Origin of the sequence: Angelakisella massiliensis, assembly GCF_900104675.1 — a bacterium.
GTDB lineage: Bacteria > Bacillota > Clostridia > Oscillospirales > Ruminococcaceae > Angelakisella > Angelakisella massiliensis.
Map to the genome: position 1 here is coordinate 2,621,141 of NZ_LT629945.1, position 17,055 is coordinate 2,638,195.

15 protein-coding genes are annotated in these 17,055 nt (G+C 51.4%); 1 reads left to right on the top strand and 14 read right to left on the bottom strand.

Annotated features, from left to right (window positions below):
• Window positions 1-29: 29 nt before the first annotated feature.
• From BQ5383_RS17895 to BQ5383_RS17945, 12 genes are all read right to left on the bottom strand, one after another.
• The gene (locus tag BQ5383_RS17895) at window positions 30-1,019 is read right to left on the bottom strand and encodes a DUF3137 domain-containing protein (RefSeq protein WP_071434316.1); all 990 of its coding nucleotides are present in this window, start codon (window positions 1,017-1,019) and stop codon (window positions 30-32) included.
• 39 nt (window positions 1,020-1,058) lie between these two features.
• On the bottom strand, window positions 1,059-1,946 hold the full coding sequence (locus BQ5383_RS17900) for a DUF1266 domain-containing protein (protein WP_071434318.1): 888 nt from the start codon (window positions 1,944-1,946) through the stop codon (window positions 1,059-1,061).
• A 14-nt stretch (window positions 1,947-1,960) separates the two neighbouring features.
• A complete protein-coding gene (locus BQ5383_RS21695) occupies window positions 1,961-2,398 on the bottom strand; it encodes a LemA family protein (RefSeq protein ID WP_235822011.1) in 438 nt (145 codons plus the stop codon).
• Complete coding sequence (locus BQ5383_RS21700) at window positions 2,328-2,708, bottom strand: LemA family protein (protein ID WP_235822012.1); 381 nt, start codon at window positions 2,706-2,708, stop codon at window positions 2,328-2,330. The genes BQ5383_RS21695 and BQ5383_RS21700 overlap by 71 nt, the downstream gene beginning before the upstream one ends.
• Window positions 2,709-2,734: 26 nt before the next feature.
• Entirely contained in the window at window positions 2,735-3,553 is an 819-nt protein-coding gene (locus BQ5383_RS20880) for a hypothetical protein (protein ID WP_139193471.1), read from the bottom strand.
• 116 nt (window positions 3,554-3,669) lie between these two features.
• Entirely contained in the window at window positions 3,670-4,923 is a 1,254-nt protein-coding gene (locus tag BQ5383_RS17920) for a tetratricopeptide repeat protein (RefSeq protein WP_071434322.1), read from the bottom strand.
• A 75-nt stretch (window positions 4,924-4,998) separates the two neighbouring features.
• On the bottom strand, window positions 4,999-5,172 hold the full coding sequence (locus BQ5383_RS20885; protein WP_172724661.1) for a hypothetical protein: 174 nt from the start codon (window positions 5,170-5,172) through the stop codon (window positions 4,999-5,001).
• A complete protein-coding gene (locus tag BQ5383_RS17925; RefSeq protein WP_071434323.1) occupies window positions 5,165-5,788 on the bottom strand; it encodes an immunity protein Imm33 domain-containing protein in 624 nt (207 codons plus the stop codon). Before BQ5383_RS17925 ends, BQ5383_RS20885 begins: the two co-directional genes overlap by 8 nt.
• A gap of 162 nt (window positions 5,789-5,950) precedes the next feature.
• The gene (locus BQ5383_RS17930) at window positions 5,951-6,613 is read right to left on the bottom strand and encodes a suppressor of fused domain protein (protein ID WP_071434324.1); all 663 of its coding nucleotides are present in this window, start codon (window positions 6,611-6,613) and stop codon (window positions 5,951-5,953) included.
• Between the two features lie 79 nt (window positions 6,614-6,692).
• Window positions 6,693-6,956, bottom strand: coding sequence for a hypothetical protein (locus tag BQ5383_RS17935; RefSeq protein WP_071434326.1), 264 nt, complete (start codon window positions 6,954-6,956; stop codon window positions 6,693-6,695).
• Between the two features lie 62 nt (window positions 6,957-7,018).
• Window positions 7,019-7,435, bottom strand: coding sequence for a WapI family immunity protein (locus BQ5383_RS20890; RefSeq protein ID WP_071434327.1), 417 nt, complete (start codon window positions 7,433-7,435; stop codon window positions 7,019-7,021).
• A 44-nt stretch (window positions 7,436-7,479) separates the two neighbouring features.
• Window positions 7,480-8,034, bottom strand: a complete 555-nt coding sequence (locus tag BQ5383_RS17945; protein ID WP_071434329.1) for an SMI1/KNR4 family protein — start codon at window positions 8,032-8,034, stop codon at window positions 7,480-7,482.
• 468 nt (window positions 8,035-8,502) lie between these two features.
• Here BQ5383_RS17945 and BQ5383_RS17950 point away from each other — a divergent pair, with 468 nt between their 5' ends.
• Window positions 8,503-9,360, top strand: coding sequence for a S66 family peptidase (locus tag BQ5383_RS17950; protein ID WP_071434331.1), 858 nt, complete (start codon window positions 8,503-8,505; stop codon window positions 9,358-9,360).
• 205 nt (window positions 9,361-9,565) lie between these two features.
• On the opposite strand, the gene BQ5383_RS17955 is transcribed toward BQ5383_RS17950, so the two are convergent.
• Together BQ5383_RS17955 and BQ5383_RS21705 are read right to left on the bottom strand one after the other, a co-directional pair.
• The gene (locus BQ5383_RS17955; RefSeq protein WP_071434333.1) at window positions 9,566-14,965 is read right to left on the bottom strand and encodes a hypothetical protein; all 5,400 of its coding nucleotides are present in this window, start codon (window positions 14,963-14,965) and stop codon (window positions 9,566-9,568) included.
• Window positions 14,966-14,972: 7 nt separating this feature from the next.
• Window positions 14,973-17,048, bottom strand: coding sequence for an ATP-binding protein (locus BQ5383_RS21705; RefSeq protein ID WP_071434335.1), 2,076 nt, complete (start codon window positions 17,046-17,048; stop codon window positions 14,973-14,975).
• Window positions 17,049-17,055 lie beyond the last annotated feature (7 nt).

The following is a 17,055-nucleotide window of genomic DNA, read 5'->3' on the forward strand; positions in this document are numbered from 1 at the left end:
TTCTCTTGTATGACGCTCCTGTTACCACATCAGGTGGTCAAATCCCCGGCTGTCCGGTCCCTGTCCTGTTCCAGATGGATCAGAATATCCCTGGCTTTTCTGACCATTTCCGCGGCCAGCCTGATGCTTCCCACTTGTTCCTCCAGGGGCAGCTCTTCTTTGGGCTCAAAGAGATTGGCTGCCTGCGCACAGCCCACATACAGGGATGTGCCGGAAAACACCAGGTACACTTTGTTCCCTATAAGCTCCGAAAACCTCAGAATATCTTCCATGACCCTGGGGGTGAGAATATAAAAAGCGTTCTGCTCATCCTGAGCATATACGGAAAACTTCTGGTTGAATGTCTCGTTTTCCGTCTGGACCTCATGGGGAAAGGTCAGCCCCTTGGTTTTTTCTCCGCTCCTTTTTGCCAACACCTGCACAGGAGTTTCACTGACCTTCCGCTCATTGAACAGAGAAAAAATCATCACCTGTCCCTCGAAAAGCATGATATGGGACTGATACGGCGAAAAATCCAGCTGTGCGGCCCGGAAACGGATGCAATCATAGTTCCCCTCCCAGTAATCACAGGACCGGATCTCCGGCTGATTTGAGGCGGAGGGCAAGCAAGCTCTGCACAATTCCCGGGCGGGCAGGCTCCGGTCCGATATGTATCTCAGTTGGGAAAAACCAGGAAATTCCCGCAGCTTCATCAGCACATATTTGTTTTTATAGTTTTGAGCAAATTCATCACAGGGCTTGCCGGCAATCCATACCACGCAAAGATATACGAGCAGAGACACCAAAAAGGATATAAGTATCCCTCCCAGGGTCATGGCAGCCAGACCAATGAAGAAATCCCCTGATACCCCCGCCGGCAAAACAAGAATCAGGCCATAAACGGACCAGGCCAACGTCCCCAGAGTACCGGCGCCGAAGATTCCCAGGCGTATTCCCTTTGCGATCCTCATTCTGCGCTGAGCCTTCTTCCGCAGCCGCTCCAGCTTTACCTCGCTGATATTTTGCTGGACCATCGCCATCTTTGCTTCCTCCAATGTACCCTGTCACGAGGGCTATTTTTAATCATAATGCTGATACGCGGGCATGATGCCATACTGATCGGTGATCACTTTTTTGGACAGAGGGGTATCAAAGGCAATGGTGACATAAGGGATTTTTTCATAGGGCTTTTCTCCCCGCCAAAGCTTCTCATACAATTCCCACCGTTTGGCCGTTACGGAATCGGGGTCACCAGCATCTTCCCGTTTCCAATACTGGAACCCCAGGAGGTAGCTTTCCATCATTTCCTCCCAGTTCTGAAAAACCGCCTGGGCTTTCTTTGCTCCCTCCACACCGATTTCCAGCACCTCTTCCATGGAAAGATAACCGGCAAAATAACAGTTTTGGCAATTATAAGCGGCCCGCCCCACATCCCAGCCTAAAAGAGCGTCTTGCCCATATCTCCGGTACGCCACCAGCATCTTGGGAAGAAAACTGTCCTCACTGGCTTTGGGATTCTCCTGCTTTGCCACTTCGATCAGCTGTCTTTCAGAATAACCGGCATACATCATCTCCAGCTGGCGCATTTCCCAGTCATACTGCCGCCGCATACCGGTGTGTATCAGAGAAGTCATTTTCTCCAGGGCGCTGTCGTGGCCCTGAATTCCCCAATAATTCCAAAGCATTTTTTTGATATTGGCAACCAAATTTTCGTCCCGCTCTGCCCCTGGATAAAAAATGCCTCCCATATACCGGAAATTATTTTTATTCCAGGCAAGCAGGATGGAGCCCGCTGTATTCATCCATTGGAGCGTGGGGGACAAGGAAGTGGAGGTGTCCCCTTTTTGCTCCCTCGTTTTGTGAAAGCGAAAATAGAGGACGCGAATGGTCCAGAACAATGCCACGATTGCCACAGGCATCAGAATGATCTTTAAAATCGTTGATGTGACCTCCGGTGGAACCGACACAGCATCACGCCTCCTTAAAACTGTACCTTGAATTCTCTTTTCTTTTCCTCCACAGCGTAAAATTTGGCTTCCTTCATGCCATGGAGCTTGGCTACCACCAAGTAAGGGAAGGTGGCGATTCTCTGGTTATACATGGACACATTGGCGTTATACAGCCGCCGGGCAGCCTGGAGGTGTTCCTCCGTGTCAAAAATATCCCGCTGAAAATGCTCCATGGATATAAAGGAATACAGCGTTGGATACTGCTCTGCCAGCGCGTTGATGGAGGAGTTTACCCCGCTCAGTCCCTGCTGGACAGAGGTAAGCAGTCCCAGCTTCCGGTCCAGGCTGATCTGATGTCCGGTCAGGTCGCTGGCGGCGTTTTCCACAGACTCCTGCCCGTCAGCACCACCCTGGCCCCGCTGCTGCTCCAGCTGCTGACGGATTTGCTGCATTTGCTTCTGCTGCTCCATAATGGTCTCCCCAATGGTCTTGACCGCTTCCTTGGACAGCGCCTTTTTTTTCCTCGAACGCCGCTTCGTCCAGTTCCTTTCCTGTGCGGATGGCTGTAATTTGAGTATACACCTCATGCTCATGCCGGAGGAACTTCTTCACCGCTTCGATTTCCTCCGATAGAAGATCGTATCGTTTTTCCAGGGCGACATCAATGCCGGCACTGCCTTCCTCCACTTTGACAGAAAGCCGCCGCAGACGGTTATATGCCTTGATGTAAAAAACAATGAGCACCACAATGACCGCAGCCGCTAAAATCAGAATTTCCATCCCATCTCTTCCTTCCTGTTGAGTATTTATTCTTTTTCATCGGGGTATCGCATATGGGGTTCCATGCCCTGTTGCTTTTTCTTCTTTAAATTCCAAAGACCGCGAATAAAGCAGTATGCTGTGAAAAGCAGCATCCCGGCAAAAATCAGACAAAGCTCCTGCTTCGTCCCCGGATCTTTTACAAAAAGCAGACACAATATAAAGCCCCCAACCATCAGCAGGGCAACAAGTAAAAATGATAAACAAAAAGCCGCCCGCACTATTTTGGGATCATTTGTCCGCCATGTGATCTGCACCCGGTGTCCCTTGAATTTGCCGCTGCTGAACATTCCGAACTTATCCCTGCTTCCGGAAAAAGTCCGAAACTCCTTGCCGCTGACAAAGCCATCCTCCGGTGTTTGGGTGACTTTTTCCACTGTGGTACAGCAGCCGTCCTCATGCTGCCTTTGCCGCAAAATTTCCCGCTTCATCGGTACCCGCCTTTCTTTCTGGCTATATGCTGTTTTCACCAAGTCATCATCCTGGATCAGCGCGCTTTTCCAAGGCTTTGCAGCTCTCCTCCCATGTACGGAGGGCAAACTGCGGACAGGTAGCTGAAAAAATTCAGCTGTTTTCCATTCTGCTTTTCCCTGCATCGGTCTATGAAGCAGATTGAAGACTTTATGCTGCAAGCTGCAAAGGCACCTTGCTTTTCGCTTTATGAATATGTACTCTTCAGCAGACAAAAGGGCCCTCGTTTTTTCCGGGACAGGCCTGCTCCCAGCAATATTTTTTCTTTTGCGAGAACGGAAAACCGTATCATCGGCCTTACCAGGAAAACTTCCGAGGGCCCTGTCAGTCAGCATGAATGAGGTGGCTGGAAGGCTTCATACCGCAGCGCTCAAACTTCTTTCACCCGCTCCATATGAGAACTGCTCCTCATAAACCACAGACTAAATCCATCCTGGTTCCGGCAATGTTTTTATCGCCGGACCCACTTGCCGCCGAAGAAGGTCTTCTTATAGTGCTTCAGCTCCTCCTGAGCCTGGGAATGGTCTCCAGCCTTTTGCAGCAGTGCCACGCCTTTCTGGATATCCTCCGGTCCGCCCAAGCCTCTGGCATAAAGATAGCCCAAAAGATAAAAGGCGTTTTTGCTCTGCCAGTCCACCATCTCCAAAAACTTCCGGGCAAGGGCATAGTCCTGCTGTGTGCCGTATCCGTGAGCGTAGCAGGAACCCAGGTAATAGGCGCCCCAATTGTTTGTGGTATCCTGATCGTATGCCCATTTGAGAAGCTGGAATGCCTTTGCATAGTCCTGAGGAACACCTTTTCCATCATAATACAGCGCTCCCAGCCGGTTGCTGCATCCTATCCGATGGAACTGCGCCTCTTCCAGGCCCTTTTTGTAATATTCCGCGGCTTTGGCAGCATCAGTCTCCACACCCTGTCCCAATTCGTAGGCCACGCCCAGATAGTAGCAGACATTCACTTCTCCGCCTTCCAAAGCCTTTTTCAGCCACCGGAAGGCTTCATCATACTGCTTTTCCTGCCGCAGCTGGGCACCATAATTATACTGATAGTTGGGATAGCCATACTCCGCACCAATGCGGTTGATGTCCTGGGCCTTCTCAGGCTGGGGCAGTACCAGATCCTCGTCTCCGTTTTGATAATAATGTTTCAGGTTATTGCCGCCCCAGAACACACCGCCCCGGAAAGCCTTCCAGAACCAATCCTCACATTTGACAATATTTTCTCTCAGGTAGCTGCGCAGCTCCTCCTGGCTGGCAAAATCATTTTTGTCTTTTCCCTGGATGCTGATAAAATCCCACCAAAAATAGGAATTGCCGATGGTGTATTGGCAGAAAGGTTCTCCTGCCTGGGCCTTGGCCAGAACTTCATCAAAGGCCTCCTGCAAGCTGGCAAAAGGCATTTTCTGCATCAATTCCGGGGTCAGCTCTCTGGAACGGAGCGCTACCAGCACACCAATGGCACTGCCCTGCTCCACAGATTTATGGAGAAGCTTGGTCGCTTTGAGGTCATCTTCCGGAAAATGATGGCCGTCCCATACATACTGGTCACCGCAGTAGCAGCGGGCCAGCAGACAGCTGGCATCTCCATCTCCCGCGGCGGAGGCTTGCTCCAAATTTCTCATCGCCTCCTGTCCCCGGCCGGTCCACATCTGATAATAGATGTCCCGAAGCGCCTGTTCCACTGTGTCACTGAAAAAACGTCCCATAATCGTTTGCTCCTTTGTTGGTTTGTGTTATGGATTACTCCTTGATGTAAGGAGTAATCGTTTGATGTAATGTGTTCAGCGTTTGACTGTGTAGATTTCCCGGTCCAACCGATCCACTTCAAACTGATCTGATGATACACGGATCAGTCTTATTCCCACCGGACGGTCCAGGTATATGAAAATATCCGGGTCCAGCCGCTGCCATACCAATCCCACCGGCAGCAGCTGGATGTTGTGATAATCATCCAAATAGCCTTCTTCCTCCGTTCCGGAGGCAAAAAAACCACCCGCTGTCCTGGTCATTATAGGGTTCATTTCGCTCCATATATCCAACTTTCCAGCCCTCTTCCAGGATCTTTTTGGAGACACAGGCACTTTGGCTCAGCAGCATACGCCGGTTTCTCATCGCCGTGTAGCTTTCCTGTCGGCTTTGAAACTCCGCTACAGCATCGGAGGAAACATCCACATCTGTGTTCATGGTCTCGATATCAGCGTCCCAGAGCCGCTTGTCATCCGCCTCCCTCCGCAAAAGGACAGCCAGTTCCATCAATTCCTGCTCTGCGGCTTCCACCGGAACTGTCACCTGCTTCAAAAACTGCTTGCCCTGTTCACTGTAAAGAAACACATCTGCTGTGCCGCTGCGGTTGAGGTGCAGCTTGACTGCGCCCAAATTGTCTTTATCATCGTAAAATACCATAAAGGACGGCAAACGGTCGTTGACATACCAGTCAAACTCTGTTCCGTTCTGCCCATTCATATAAAAAAGAGCGCCACCCTTTTCCAGTTCTTTGTCTGTAACTGCCGGCAGCCATTGGTTCCGCTGCCGGTCCACGACCGCGCGAAGCTCCTTTAAAATTCGGTTCATAACATCCACTCCATAGGCCTTTACTTTTCCGCAAAAGGGGTTCTCCAAATTCTCCAACCTGATGAATAGTTTATATCCTGCGGTTCGTTCTTTCTGATTCGGAATTATGAGAGTATGGCCAACCCTTCGCCATTGTGTCTGCCTGATAAGCAGGAGGCAGCATTACAGATATGATTTGGACCTTCTCATATCGGTAACCAAATCCTCATTACCGTCCGCCTTCATCAGCTCAATGAGCTTGGGAAGATTATTGGGGTCCTCAATAATCGCCTGAAGTTCCGACTGGGTGATCCCTACCAGCTGAATGAATTCAGTCTTTCCATATACGGATATCTGCGTCTGTGCCTCTGTATCCCTCACCAGCAAAAGCGCTGTGATCAAAGAATCCGAACCCATTTGCAGCGGGGTTCCATTGCCCTTCACATATTGATTGGGCTCAAAGAAACGCTCGGTCTTATAGGTATATCTTGCCAGATTGGACATCATATCAATGGCCCACATACAGTTCTTTGTGTCGGTTTCCTTCAGCTTCATGGTCATTTCATAGCCCCAGCCATTCCACTGGCCGCCAAAGGCATCCTCATCACCGTAAAGCACGGTCATCCCATAAGTAACCAAATGTTTATAACCTTTTGGGGAGCTGTATATGGAAAAACCATCCAAATATTCATCGCCGCCCATCATCGCCCTTGAGGTGAGAACTGTTCCGAAATGTTCCGGCTGCTGTCCTGGATAAAGCTTTTCAAAAGCGTCATCAATAGCTTGCCAGCCTGGGGAATAATTTTCGTCTTCTCTTAAGCGGGCCAGGAACTCTTCTTTTGTCATCGTCTTTCCTCCAGTTCCGATTTACCTTGAGGTTTTCATCCCTCTCACCATGCCTGTCTGTCAGGGCCAGTCTCCTCACTCAAAGCTCCATTTTCTCATAACCGGAAACATCCACGCTTTGGAGATGATAAGCTGCGAAGAAGCAGGCAATCGCCACACACACATCGGACACCACCCGTTCCCACAGGCAAGGGCTGCCGTGAACAGGAGCACCGATCTCTACCATGTATTTGCCCTGATCCGGGCCATCCGGCTGCTGCTTTTTACTCCACCACACAATGAGAAGGATAAAAGGAACAGCAATCAGACGCAGCAGCACCAGCAACAGAATGCAGATCGCCAAACTCCATGACCATTTAAGATAAAAACCTTTCTTCCCTGTTTCCTTCGTCTCCACAAGATCCCCTACCTGTCCAAATAATCCCTGTACTGATGAAAAAGCTCTTTGGCAAAGTGCCTTAAACAGGTTTGATCAAATTCGTTTTTGAAGGACAACTGCTGCTGTGAGCATTTATGATGCAGTACTCCCGCTGCTTCAATATAGCCCCATTTTACAGCCTGGAACTCTATAAAATCTCCCATTCCATAGGGTTCTTCCAATCTGGCCTTTCCTGACAACGTCTCATACAATTGACACAGCTCTTTGGAAAAGCGCGCAAGAGCCTTGATTCCGATATCCATTGTCGTCACTGCGGAAAAACCATCGCTGCATACGCTTACAGTCAATATGGTATTCACCGGATATTCCAGATCCTCTTCAAATGTCTTGCATTCCAACTTCAGTTCAAACGTATCCGCAGTCAGTTCGTGTACCCTGGCCAAAGCTGTCCCCCTCTTCGGTTCGGTGAACGGTGGAAAACCGGAGCTTATCCATAAACATAATCTTTAAAATAATCTGTTTCGTCCTGATGGTCCAACCACAATTCAAACCACCCTAAAAAATCCTGCCGCTCACAGCAGGGTTGAACGCCCATTCCGGAAAAGCTCCACACCTCTCCCCGACACTTTCCCGTAACAATCAAATTATACGTCATACCATCCCCAACATCAATCAGCTCGATATTGCCTTGGAACGCTTTTTCTGCTATTTCTTTTTCAATTATATTTTGTCTTTCACCATATCTTCCGTCCTCATCTTCCCAGATCCACTCTTCTTCCAGCCGGAAGGGCTTGGACAGATCTTTTCTCTCCATATCCTCCAGCCCATTGAGTTTAAAACCGTCAAGCATCTCCTCGCAGCCATTTCCCACCTGTTTTAAAAACATACGGTATGCTTGGGGCAGCTGAACATGGCAGCTCTCTTCAAATGCTGTAATGACTTCTTCTGAGAGGCACCGGCCCATTTCAATCTTTGCTGCGGCTGTTTTGGTGCGAATACGGGCAATTATTTTTTCATAATCCTTTGGCGCGTAAACAGGCATATGTATCGTTCCTTTTTCGTTGATTTTTTTCGTCATTGGGTTATCTGTCTGTCGAGGAATCAAACCTGGTGGAGATCTGAGGAGTGTACAAGGGCTTTGCCTTCTGGCCCCAGGGACCTGTTTTGAGGGAGTAAACCACAGCGGTCTCACTTTTTCCGGCCGCTCCTCGCCTCACTGTGCGCTTTGACCCCTTATTTTTTGAGGCGCTACTTTATTTTGAATCTGCTTTGATGCCTTAATAATTCACCCTCATGAAATCATTCTCCTTATTTATTTTCGGCTGATTACTGAAATTTATTATACTCTTTATGCTCGTCTTGCGTCTATGATATGAAAAAAAGATGCATTCTTTTCCTTCTATGTTCCTTGACCTGCTTGGCTGGAACATTCCTGCCGCTTCACTTGACCCCTTTTGATTTCAATGCTATTTTATTTACAGACATTTCCCACTGACAGGAGTGATTTTTCATGCTCAAGCCTGGTGATAAAATCGCTTTGGTTGCCTGTTCCAACGGGCTTCCCCTTTCCGAAAAGGAAAAACTGGATACACTGTCTGAGCGGTTGATCAGCTGTGGTCTTGTACCTGTATGGAGCGACCACATTTATCAAACCCACTCCGTATTCAGTGCCACCGCAAAAGAGCGTGCCCAGGCACTGATGAAATTTTATGGTGATGCTGATATCAAAGGGATCTTTGACCTTTCAGGGGGAGATCTCGCCAACGGCCTGTTGGAGTTTCTGGATTATGATTTCATTCAAAAACATCCCAAGCCCTTCTGGGGATACAGTGATTTGACCACTGTTATCAATGCCCTTTATACCAAAACAGGAGCGGTCTCCTGCCTGTATCAGCTGAAAAACCTGGTGCGGGACACCAGCGGAAATCAGCTGGCAGACTTCCGGCGCACGGTTTTGGAGGGGTATGACGATCTTTACAGGATCCACTGGCAGCCAGTACAAGGCTCACAAATGGAAGGGACTGTCATAGGAGGAAATGTCCGCTGCTTTTTAAAGCTGGCCGGCACCCCCTACCTGCCGGAATTTGAAAACAAGCTTCTGTTCCTGGAAAGCTATGGCGGTGGAGCTGCACAAATGACCACCTATTTTTATCAGCTGCGTCAGTTAGGCGCTTTTGATAAAATCAATGGATTATTGTTGGGGACCTTTACTAAAATGGAAGAGCAGCAGGAAACCCCCACCGCCGTTGAGCTGGCTTTGCAAATTATCGATAATCCCCGTCTGCCTGTGGCAAAAACGCAGCAGGTGGGACATCAGCGTACCTCCAAATGCCTGATGATCGGAGCAAAATATAAGCTTGTATTTTAAGCAAACCTTTTTTCATGACGCAAAAGCCCGGATGATCCTGTGCCGCAGCACTGTCATCCGGGCTTTTTTTGTGCATGGTATGTTCTCCCAAGCGTCAGCCGCTATATAGATAAGTAAATTCAGTGATCCTTATTCCAAAACTGCCGCTTTTGGAGAGCGTTTCATCAAAGCGCTGCCATGGCCATTACCACTGCTGCGTCCGCCTTTATTTAGCAAGGGCGGCAACCTGACGATTCAGATCCTTCATCGCATTCTGATCCATGGCGTGTTCCGCAAGCTTTGCGGAGGAAAGGGTGGTATTAAGGGCTGTACAGGTTTCCTGCAGCAAAGCATTCTGTTCATTGACCTTGGAAATATCCTTGTCATCCTCATTGCTGAATGGGTTGCTGATGAGCCTGCCATAGAGCCCCACCGCCTGCTGATGCTGTTTCTGGAAAGCAAGGCTGCTTTCAAAATACTGCTTTTGAAGATTCAGCCATTCCTCTTCCCTTCTTCCCTGGGCGGCTTTCAAATAAGTTTTTTTGATTCTTTCCTCGATGATCGACCCCTGGGAAACCTGCGCTGCCCGGGTCTTTACCTGAAGATCCTGTGCCGCATCCTCCTTATATGTCACAACCGGAGGTCCTGAGGGCTGTTCTTTTGTTTCCTGCGGCGTGCCTGCAATCAGCTTCTGCATCAGCATCTTAACAAAAGCTTTGTTTTCCAGCTGGAACCTTTCCCGAACCTCCTGTGTACGGGATGCTGTAATGCACCCATACTGCTGGCTGCGTTCCTCCTGCATGATTTCCATATTACTTCCGGCATCAATAAGCGCCCGGTCAATTGCCGCCATATGGATGACGATTTTCTTGACCTCCTGTCCTTCACCGTTGGAATCTGCATTTGATTTTTGCCGTTTATCCTTTTCCGCCACAGACAGATCCGACATTTTCTCATCCAGCTGCTGCTGCTTTTTCTGCTTCTGATCAATTTCCTTATTCAGCGCAGACAGCTTCTTTTCCATTGTCTGCTGCTGCTTGTTCAGTTTATCCAGTTCCTTCTTCTCTTTGGGGGAAGCGGAGCCGGAAAGCTGGTCTTTGCGGCTGATCAGCCGCTGATATTCTTCCTGAAGCTTTGCCTTCGCCTCGCTCTTGTCGGTAAGCTGCTGATGGATCTCCAGCTGGGACTGCTGGACCTTGTTGAGCCCTTTCATGTGTTCATCCAACAGGGAATTGGTGTTTTTCAGCGAATCCCGCAGCAGCTTATCTGTTGATTTGCCTATCGCCGGAGCGGAGTCGGTTTTTTCTGTTGCCGAAGCGCCATTCTGCGCCTGCAGTTCCATCTGCCGCATCCGTTTGCTCAAGGCCTTGGCAATATCATACTCCTTGCCCCAGGAAGCATCCCCGTGGTATTTATATGCTTTGAAGGTGTTGAATACGGCCAAAGGATCCTTGCTGGCCAACTGGTTGAGATACTCCTCATCACCCAGCTTCTGCTTCTGCTGCTCCACAAAAGTATGCCAATCTGTGGTGGGGTTGCCCTGGTCATCCACCTGTATCCCGGCTGCGTTGGCAATCTCCAGCGTATCCTGACGGATCAGTTCCACCCGATGAGCTTTCTCCAGAATTTGAGGAAGCTGCTCATGTAACTTGGCCAGCTGCTGATGCACCTCAATATACCGGGCCGCCGATTCTTTCATGGTGCCCTGGAGCATCTCCAGCAGCACAATGGATTGCTTGAGACGCATGGTGTTACGGATCTGCCCCAGACCCCAGGTGCCGGCGTTTTCGTCCAGGATGCGGCAAACCTCCTGATTTCTCTCCTCCATCTCCTGCACAGAGGCGGTGAGTTTTTCTAGGCGCTGGATCTCCTGCTCAAAGGAGATGGCTCCAGGCTTGTTGAAGTTCAGCTGTACATCGTTGACAAACTTCAGCTGATCCTGAATATAGAAAACCTGTCCCTGAATGGTAGCGTTGCCCAGGTTGTAATGGAACAGGTTCCAGGATTTCATCAAAGAACGGGACGATACATCAAAAACGGACGGAACTACTAAACCGGCTTTCAGATACACATCAAAATCCAGTCCCGCCGACAGCCCATAAGTGAGCTTTGTATTTTCCCGATCCAGAGAGATGGCGTCCAGAAGCTTTGCCTGGGTGGAATCGTAAAGCAGCTGCAAAGTTCCGTTGGCGTTGCCGTCCACATTGAGGGAAACACTGCCCGCCAGTCCCAGCACACCATGCAGACCGGGAACGCCGATTTCCAGATTGGCGCCTACACCCGCCTCCAGAGAAGCGTTGCACTGCGCGCCAAAGCTGCCTGTAAAGGAGCCCGAAGCAAAGGCGCCGCCTACAAACCCCTCAAAGCCTATGCCGCCATTGAGGAAGGGGCTGATATCCACCGTAACCATGGGGAAAATCGGGTAAACAAAAGCCTTAAAGGTCATCAGCGACTTTTTGGCCTGTTTATCTTTTTTCCGCTCTTCCGGCAGATAATAGTCTCCCCGCAGCTCTGCCCCGATCTGACCCTTTTCCTTCTGATAACTGAGAACCAGCTTGAGGTGATCGTTGATCTTCACCTCACTCTGGAGGGATTTGACCAAAACGTTCCGGGGGTCCAGTTCAAATCCGTTGGGGCCATAGCAGACCTCTGTGATCAGCAGGTCCACCGTTGGAGCCATCGCGATCATTTTCTTGAGCATGGAGGTGGCTTCGCTGTCTTCCTGACCGCCCACAGCGCCGGTTTTGTCACTTTTTTCAATGGAGACGTCCTTGAAGATAAAGCCCTCGGCCCCTTCCCGCTTTGAGATGGAGCCAATCTCAGCCTTGCCGTATCCCTGCACCTCCGCTACGATATTATCGCAGCTCTCCACGGACAGCCGGTACTGGTTTTCTTTGAGGAAGCCCAGGGTCAACTTACCGCCCAGCTGGGAAATGAGGCCGTCACCTTCATACTTCAGGCCGCCCCCCAGTTTGATGCCCTCCACTGCGCTGAGATTGGGCGCCACAACTGCAGCCTCCAACCCTTCCAGCATCACGGGACTTCCAAACAGGGAGATACTGTTGCCGATCTCCGCGCCAATGGCGCCTACTGTAAAACTGCTCAGGTCGGCTGCTATGGTCAGGTCATACACCTTCAGGCTCAGATCCTTGATTCCCACAGCGTCTTCCACCATGTCCGAAATGGTCTGGTTACGCAGGGCGACACTGCCAAAACGGATCTCACTACCCAGCTGGAGCGTTTCAATTTCACTCTCTACAATGGTATCTCCCACTGTCAGCTGCATTGTGGTGTCCCGTAGGCCAGGATGGAGCCCGTCTTGCTGGATGCTCAAGGCAAAGGTAGGCTTTTTCAGGGAGATCTCAGCGTCTCCAATGGAAACGGAAAGATCATTTTCCAGCCCCAGCGCCGCATCATAATTGCCCTGGGCATCCTTTTTGAGCAGAATGCTGTCGCCGATTTTCTTGCCGAACACCGTGGGCTCGGAAAAGTAGATAACAAATTCATTGGCTGTTGCCCCGGCGGCGCTCACTGAAAGATTTCTCACCTTCACTGTGCCGATTCCAGAGAACTGGTCGCTCAGATCCCGGAAATCCAAAAACGCGTCGGCATTTCCCAGCAAAAATGTACCGGCCCTCAGAGCGATCTGATCGGTGAACTGTACATTCGCCACCTTGGTCTCGCCTACTTTGACCTCACCGTGGATCTGGCCGCTCACCGTTCCCTCAAAGCCGCCCATTTGTTCATTGCCACCTTGGGACGCCGCCTGACCGGCACCCTGCGCACCTTCGGCAGGTGCCTGAGGGACCTTCCGGATATAGCTGAGGGATACCGTCATGGGGTTTCCTTTCAGCTCCAGAGGCTCGCCATCATATTCAAACTGGCTGGAAGCGTTGAGGGCTATTTGCAGCTCTCCAGGCTGCTTGCGCAGGGAAACTGTTCCGTTGACCACCGTCATGGACGGCGCAGCCACCGGATCTCCCTGCTGCAAACTGGCTGTGGCCTCCTCAAAAAACACCCCTTCTGCGCCCAGCCGAAACTGATTTACCGTAAAATCAGCGTGCTTGAGCACCATGCTGATGGGATCATCGTAAACCAAAGCCGCACCGGCTATCTCAAAATGACGTTCCTTAGCCGCCATCTGGATGTTGGAACCGGTCAGCTTTCCTTCCAGCCCGGAGAGGGTTTCCATGCGGGCGGAAAAGCCCTGGTTAAAATCATACTCCAAATGCACCCCATGGAACTGAAAACCGCCGGCCGAAAACTCCAGGGGATGGAACTGAATGGCTGCCGGTTTCTCCGCCTTATTGAGGGTGAAGGTCATATTGCCAAACAAATCGGTTACATTTTTTTCAACCTTGCCGTTAAAGAGCCGGAGAAAATACATCTGAGCCGGCATGGCCAGCACAATATTACCGGCAGCATCTATCTGAGCCTCCGCTTCCGCTGTGCCGGGAGTGTCTACGCTGAGAAACTTGAAATTGCCCATATGCAGGCTCATTTGATGAAGCTGTACCGACAGCGCCGCTGTGTCTCCCTGCTTTGCCAGGGTCAGGCAGGTCCCTTCCGCCTGCAGCCAGGAAGGCAGCAGCGTCTGCTTTTCTTCCAGCGTCCGCTCCACTCCTTCCAGCTGAAAACCTTCCTGGGCAGAAAGGGTAATGGTTCCTTCTTCAAAGACAGGCTCGACCCCTGTGCCGGGGAGGGTGCGGTTCTCCACCCGGATGCCTTTGCCCGTCAGGGCGGACAAATCCTCCAGCTTTCCTTCGGGAACAAAGGTCAAATCCAGCTCTCCTCCATGATAAAGGAACCTGGCGCTTTCTCCCGCCTGGAAACTTTGGGTCTGCTGGTCAGCGGTGAGCATGATATGTTCAAAATCCAACCGGTCATCCCGGAGATGGATGGTGCCGTTGGCGGTGACCGAACCATCCTCCCGGCTGAGCACCCGTACTCCTTCTTCACTGGTCCAGTTCACCTGCTGTCCCAGTACTTGAGCGGAACCGGCCATTGCCAAAAGGCTGTCGCCGTCCCCTTTTTGCAGGGTGAGGGTCACACCGCCCAGGGTCAGGCTGCCGCCTTCCTGGAGCTGGGGAGCCTCCGCCGGTTTGGATTCCGGATCTTCTGTGACCTCTTCTGCCGGCAAAGCTTCTGTTGCCGCCGCAGTTTGTTCCAGCTTTTCACTCTGTGCCTCAAGAGCCTGTTTCAGCTCCTCGCTCTGTACGGCGGGAGCCTGCTTTGGCTCCTCACTCTCCGCCGCGGCAACCTGTTTCAGATCCTCACTCTTCACCTCGGGAGCCTGCTCCGGCTCCTTGCTCTTCGCCGCGGGGGTCTGCTCAGGCGGAAGCGTATTCAGTACCGGGTCAGGCGCCGGTGCCTGCACCTGTGTCCCGGCAAAGGTATCCATGGTATCTTCTCCGCTTTTGGCTTTGGTATTGCTTTTGGAGGAAAACATCCGGGAAAATACTCCCTTTACCCAGTTCCAGACACGACGAAAGAACCCCGGCTTTTTTTCCGCGGTAGCAGGAGCTGCGGTCTGCTGAGGCTGCTGCTGGGGGCTTTCGTTTTTCTTTTCCCGACGAACAGCATCCTTCTGTTTCTCCGATGGTTTTTGTGTCTTTGTGGGTCCCATCCCATTATCACCTCTGGCTGGATTCTTTGAAGCAGCCTCCGTAAGGCCCCATATCCTGGGGGCTCAGACGCTTTCCGTGCTTGGAAAACTGCTTTTGAATGGCGTATAAAAGATCGCCCATGGTAATGGCCCGATCCTGCGCCGCTGCTAAAAAAGCCGCTGAGAGGGCCGAATTTTTGATCATGGCTCCGGTCATTTCAAACCGCTGGGCCAAAAATTGCAGATCCACCGTCCCATCCAGAGGCGCCTCCCTGGGGAAAACCCCTTTCCAAAGGATTTCCCGCTGTTCCGCGTCCGGAAAAGGAAAATGAATGATATAACTGATCCGCCGCAAAAAAGCGGAATCGATATTGGTCAGAAGGTTGGTGGTCATAATGACCGCCCCTTGGTACTCCTCCATCTTCTGCAGCAAAAAGGAGGTTTCCACATTGGCGTATTTGTCATGGCTGTCCTTGATCTCACTGCGCTTGCCAAACAGGGCGTCCGTTTCATCAAAAAACAGGATGGCATTGTTCTTCCCTGCCAGATCAAAGATCCTGCCCAGACTTTTTTCCGTCTCTCCGATGTATTTGGAGAGCACTCTGGACAGATCGATCTGAAAAACCGGCAGCCCCAGTTCATTGCCGATAATGGAGGCCGCCATGGTCTTGCCGGTGCCGGGAGGCCCCTCAAAAAGCATGGATAATCCCCGGCCATACTTGACCTTCTGTTTGAAATTCCACTGATCATACACCTGGTAGCGGTAACGGATGTGGTCCATGCCTTCCCTGATCTGCCGCTTTTCCTCCGGGGGCAAAATCAGGTCCTCCATGGTGTAGCCGGTATTGAGGCGATCCGCGCAGTTGCCCAGGTCGTCGCCGGTGCGGTCCAGACATATCCCCTCAATCTGGGAAAGGGTGATGGTCTGCCTGCCTTCCATGCGGCTCCGCTCCCGGCAGGTGTTGAGAATATGTATGATCTGTCCCGGAAGAAACCGGTATTTACCCGTCAGCTGTGCCCCATCGGCTCCATCCTCCAAAGGCAGGGGACCATTCTCCCACAGCGCTCTGGTGGCTTTGGGGTCCAGTTCTCCCAAGCGGAACAGCTGCTGGGAACACAGCTCAGGCAGCGTAATCTCCGGGTCCAGACGAAAGCACAGAACCGGCGATGCCGGACGCAGTATCTTTTCCAGCTCCCGTACAAGGGTGGGATCCGGGGACTGGCGGAAATCCGTCAAACAGCAAACAGCCCGCTGAAGCCGCAGCTCAAAAGCAAGGGTTTCCAGGATCTCCGGCCAGGTCTGTTCCAGCAGCCGCTTCCAGGAAACCAGCAGCAGGTTTTTCCGGGCTTTCCGGCAGGCGTGACGCAGCAGAAAAAGCCTTCCGCTCTCCGTTTCTCCCTGGAGGACCACGTCCACAGACGTCTCCCCCTCCAGCGCTGACACCAGGAATTCTTCCTCCTTTTCCCGGCCATACAAGGGTGTGAGGGATTCAAAAACATGGTAGGATTCTCCCCAGGAAAAGCTTCGGAGGATGCTGCCGCCGGACAGAAGATCCATCACCCTTTGCCTGGGCTCCAGAAAGGTCTGATCCAGCTGTGTCTGATGCCGGTCATAAGAGAAAAGCAGAGGAAGATAACTTTCTTCCGCCTGGCGCAGCCGAACCTCGTCCCCCTCAAAAAACAGCTCCAGCGCCAGGGACAAGCTCAGCCTGGGCGAACCGCCCGGATGATCGCAATAACGCAGAAAGTCTGAAAAGCACCGGTCCCGGGCCGTCCAGAAAGCGCACATCACCAGCAGCTTGCCCGTCCAGGGGATTTGAAAGGTACTGCACAAATAGTCCAGGGGGAAAAATACGCCTTCCTTCCCCTCCCGTTCCAGCAGCTGCCCCATCATCTGGTGATACTGCCTCTCGCCCTCTTTGGAGAGGGTGAACCTTCTGACATCTTCTCCATTGAGCCGCTGCATCAGGGAGGAAAGGCTCCACTCTCCAGGCTCAGAGAGATGGATGGGAGATTGGCGCCAAAGAAGATATTCCCGCAGCAGTACGGTAAGAATCGACCGATACTCCTCATATTCCTCCCAGGGATCTTGATAGGGCAACACAGTAAAC

What these genes read in the sequence shown, in the direction of transcription:
- BQ5383_RS17895 (WP_071434316.1), bottom strand. Translation starts at nt 1,019, where the DNA reads ATGGCGATGGTCCAGCAAAATATCAGCGAGGTAAAGCTGGAGCGGCTG.
- BQ5383_RS21695 (WP_235822011.1), bottom strand. Translation starts at nt 2,398, where the DNA reads ATGGAGCAGCAGAAGCAAATGCAGCAAATCCGTCAGCAGCTGGAGCAG.
- BQ5383_RS21700 (WP_235822012.1), bottom strand. Translation starts at nt 2,708, where the DNA reads ATGGAAATTCTGATTTTAGCGGCTGCGGTCATTGTGGTGCTCATTGTT.
- BQ5383_RS20880 (WP_139193471.1), bottom strand. Translation starts at nt 3,553, where the DNA reads ATGCTGACTGACAGGGCCCTCGGAAGTTTTCCTGGTAAGGCCGATGAT.
- BQ5383_RS17920 (WP_071434322.1), bottom strand. Translation starts at nt 4,923, where the DNA reads ATGGGACGTTTTTTCAGTGACACAGTGGAACAGGCGCTTCGGGACATC.
- BQ5383_RS17925 (WP_071434323.1), bottom strand. Translation starts at nt 5,788, where the DNA reads ATGAACCGAATTTTAAAGGAGCTTCGCGCGGTCGTGGACCGGCAGCGG.
- BQ5383_RS17930 (WP_071434324.1), bottom strand. Translation starts at nt 6,613, where the DNA reads ATGACAAAAGAAGAGTTCCTGGCCCGCTTAAGAGAAGACGAAAATTAT.
- BQ5383_RS17945 (WP_071434329.1), bottom strand. Translation starts at nt 8,034, where the DNA reads ATGCCTGTTTACGCGCCAAAGGATTATGAAAAAATAATTGCCCGTATT.
- BQ5383_RS17950 (WP_071434331.1), top strand. Translation starts at nt 8,503, where the DNA reads ATGCTCAAGCCTGGTGATAAAATCGCTTTGGTTGCCTGTTCCAACGGG.
- BQ5383_RS17955 (WP_071434333.1), bottom strand. Translation starts at nt 14,965, where the DNA reads ATGGGACCCACAAAGACACAAAAACCATCGGAGAAACAGAAGGATGCT.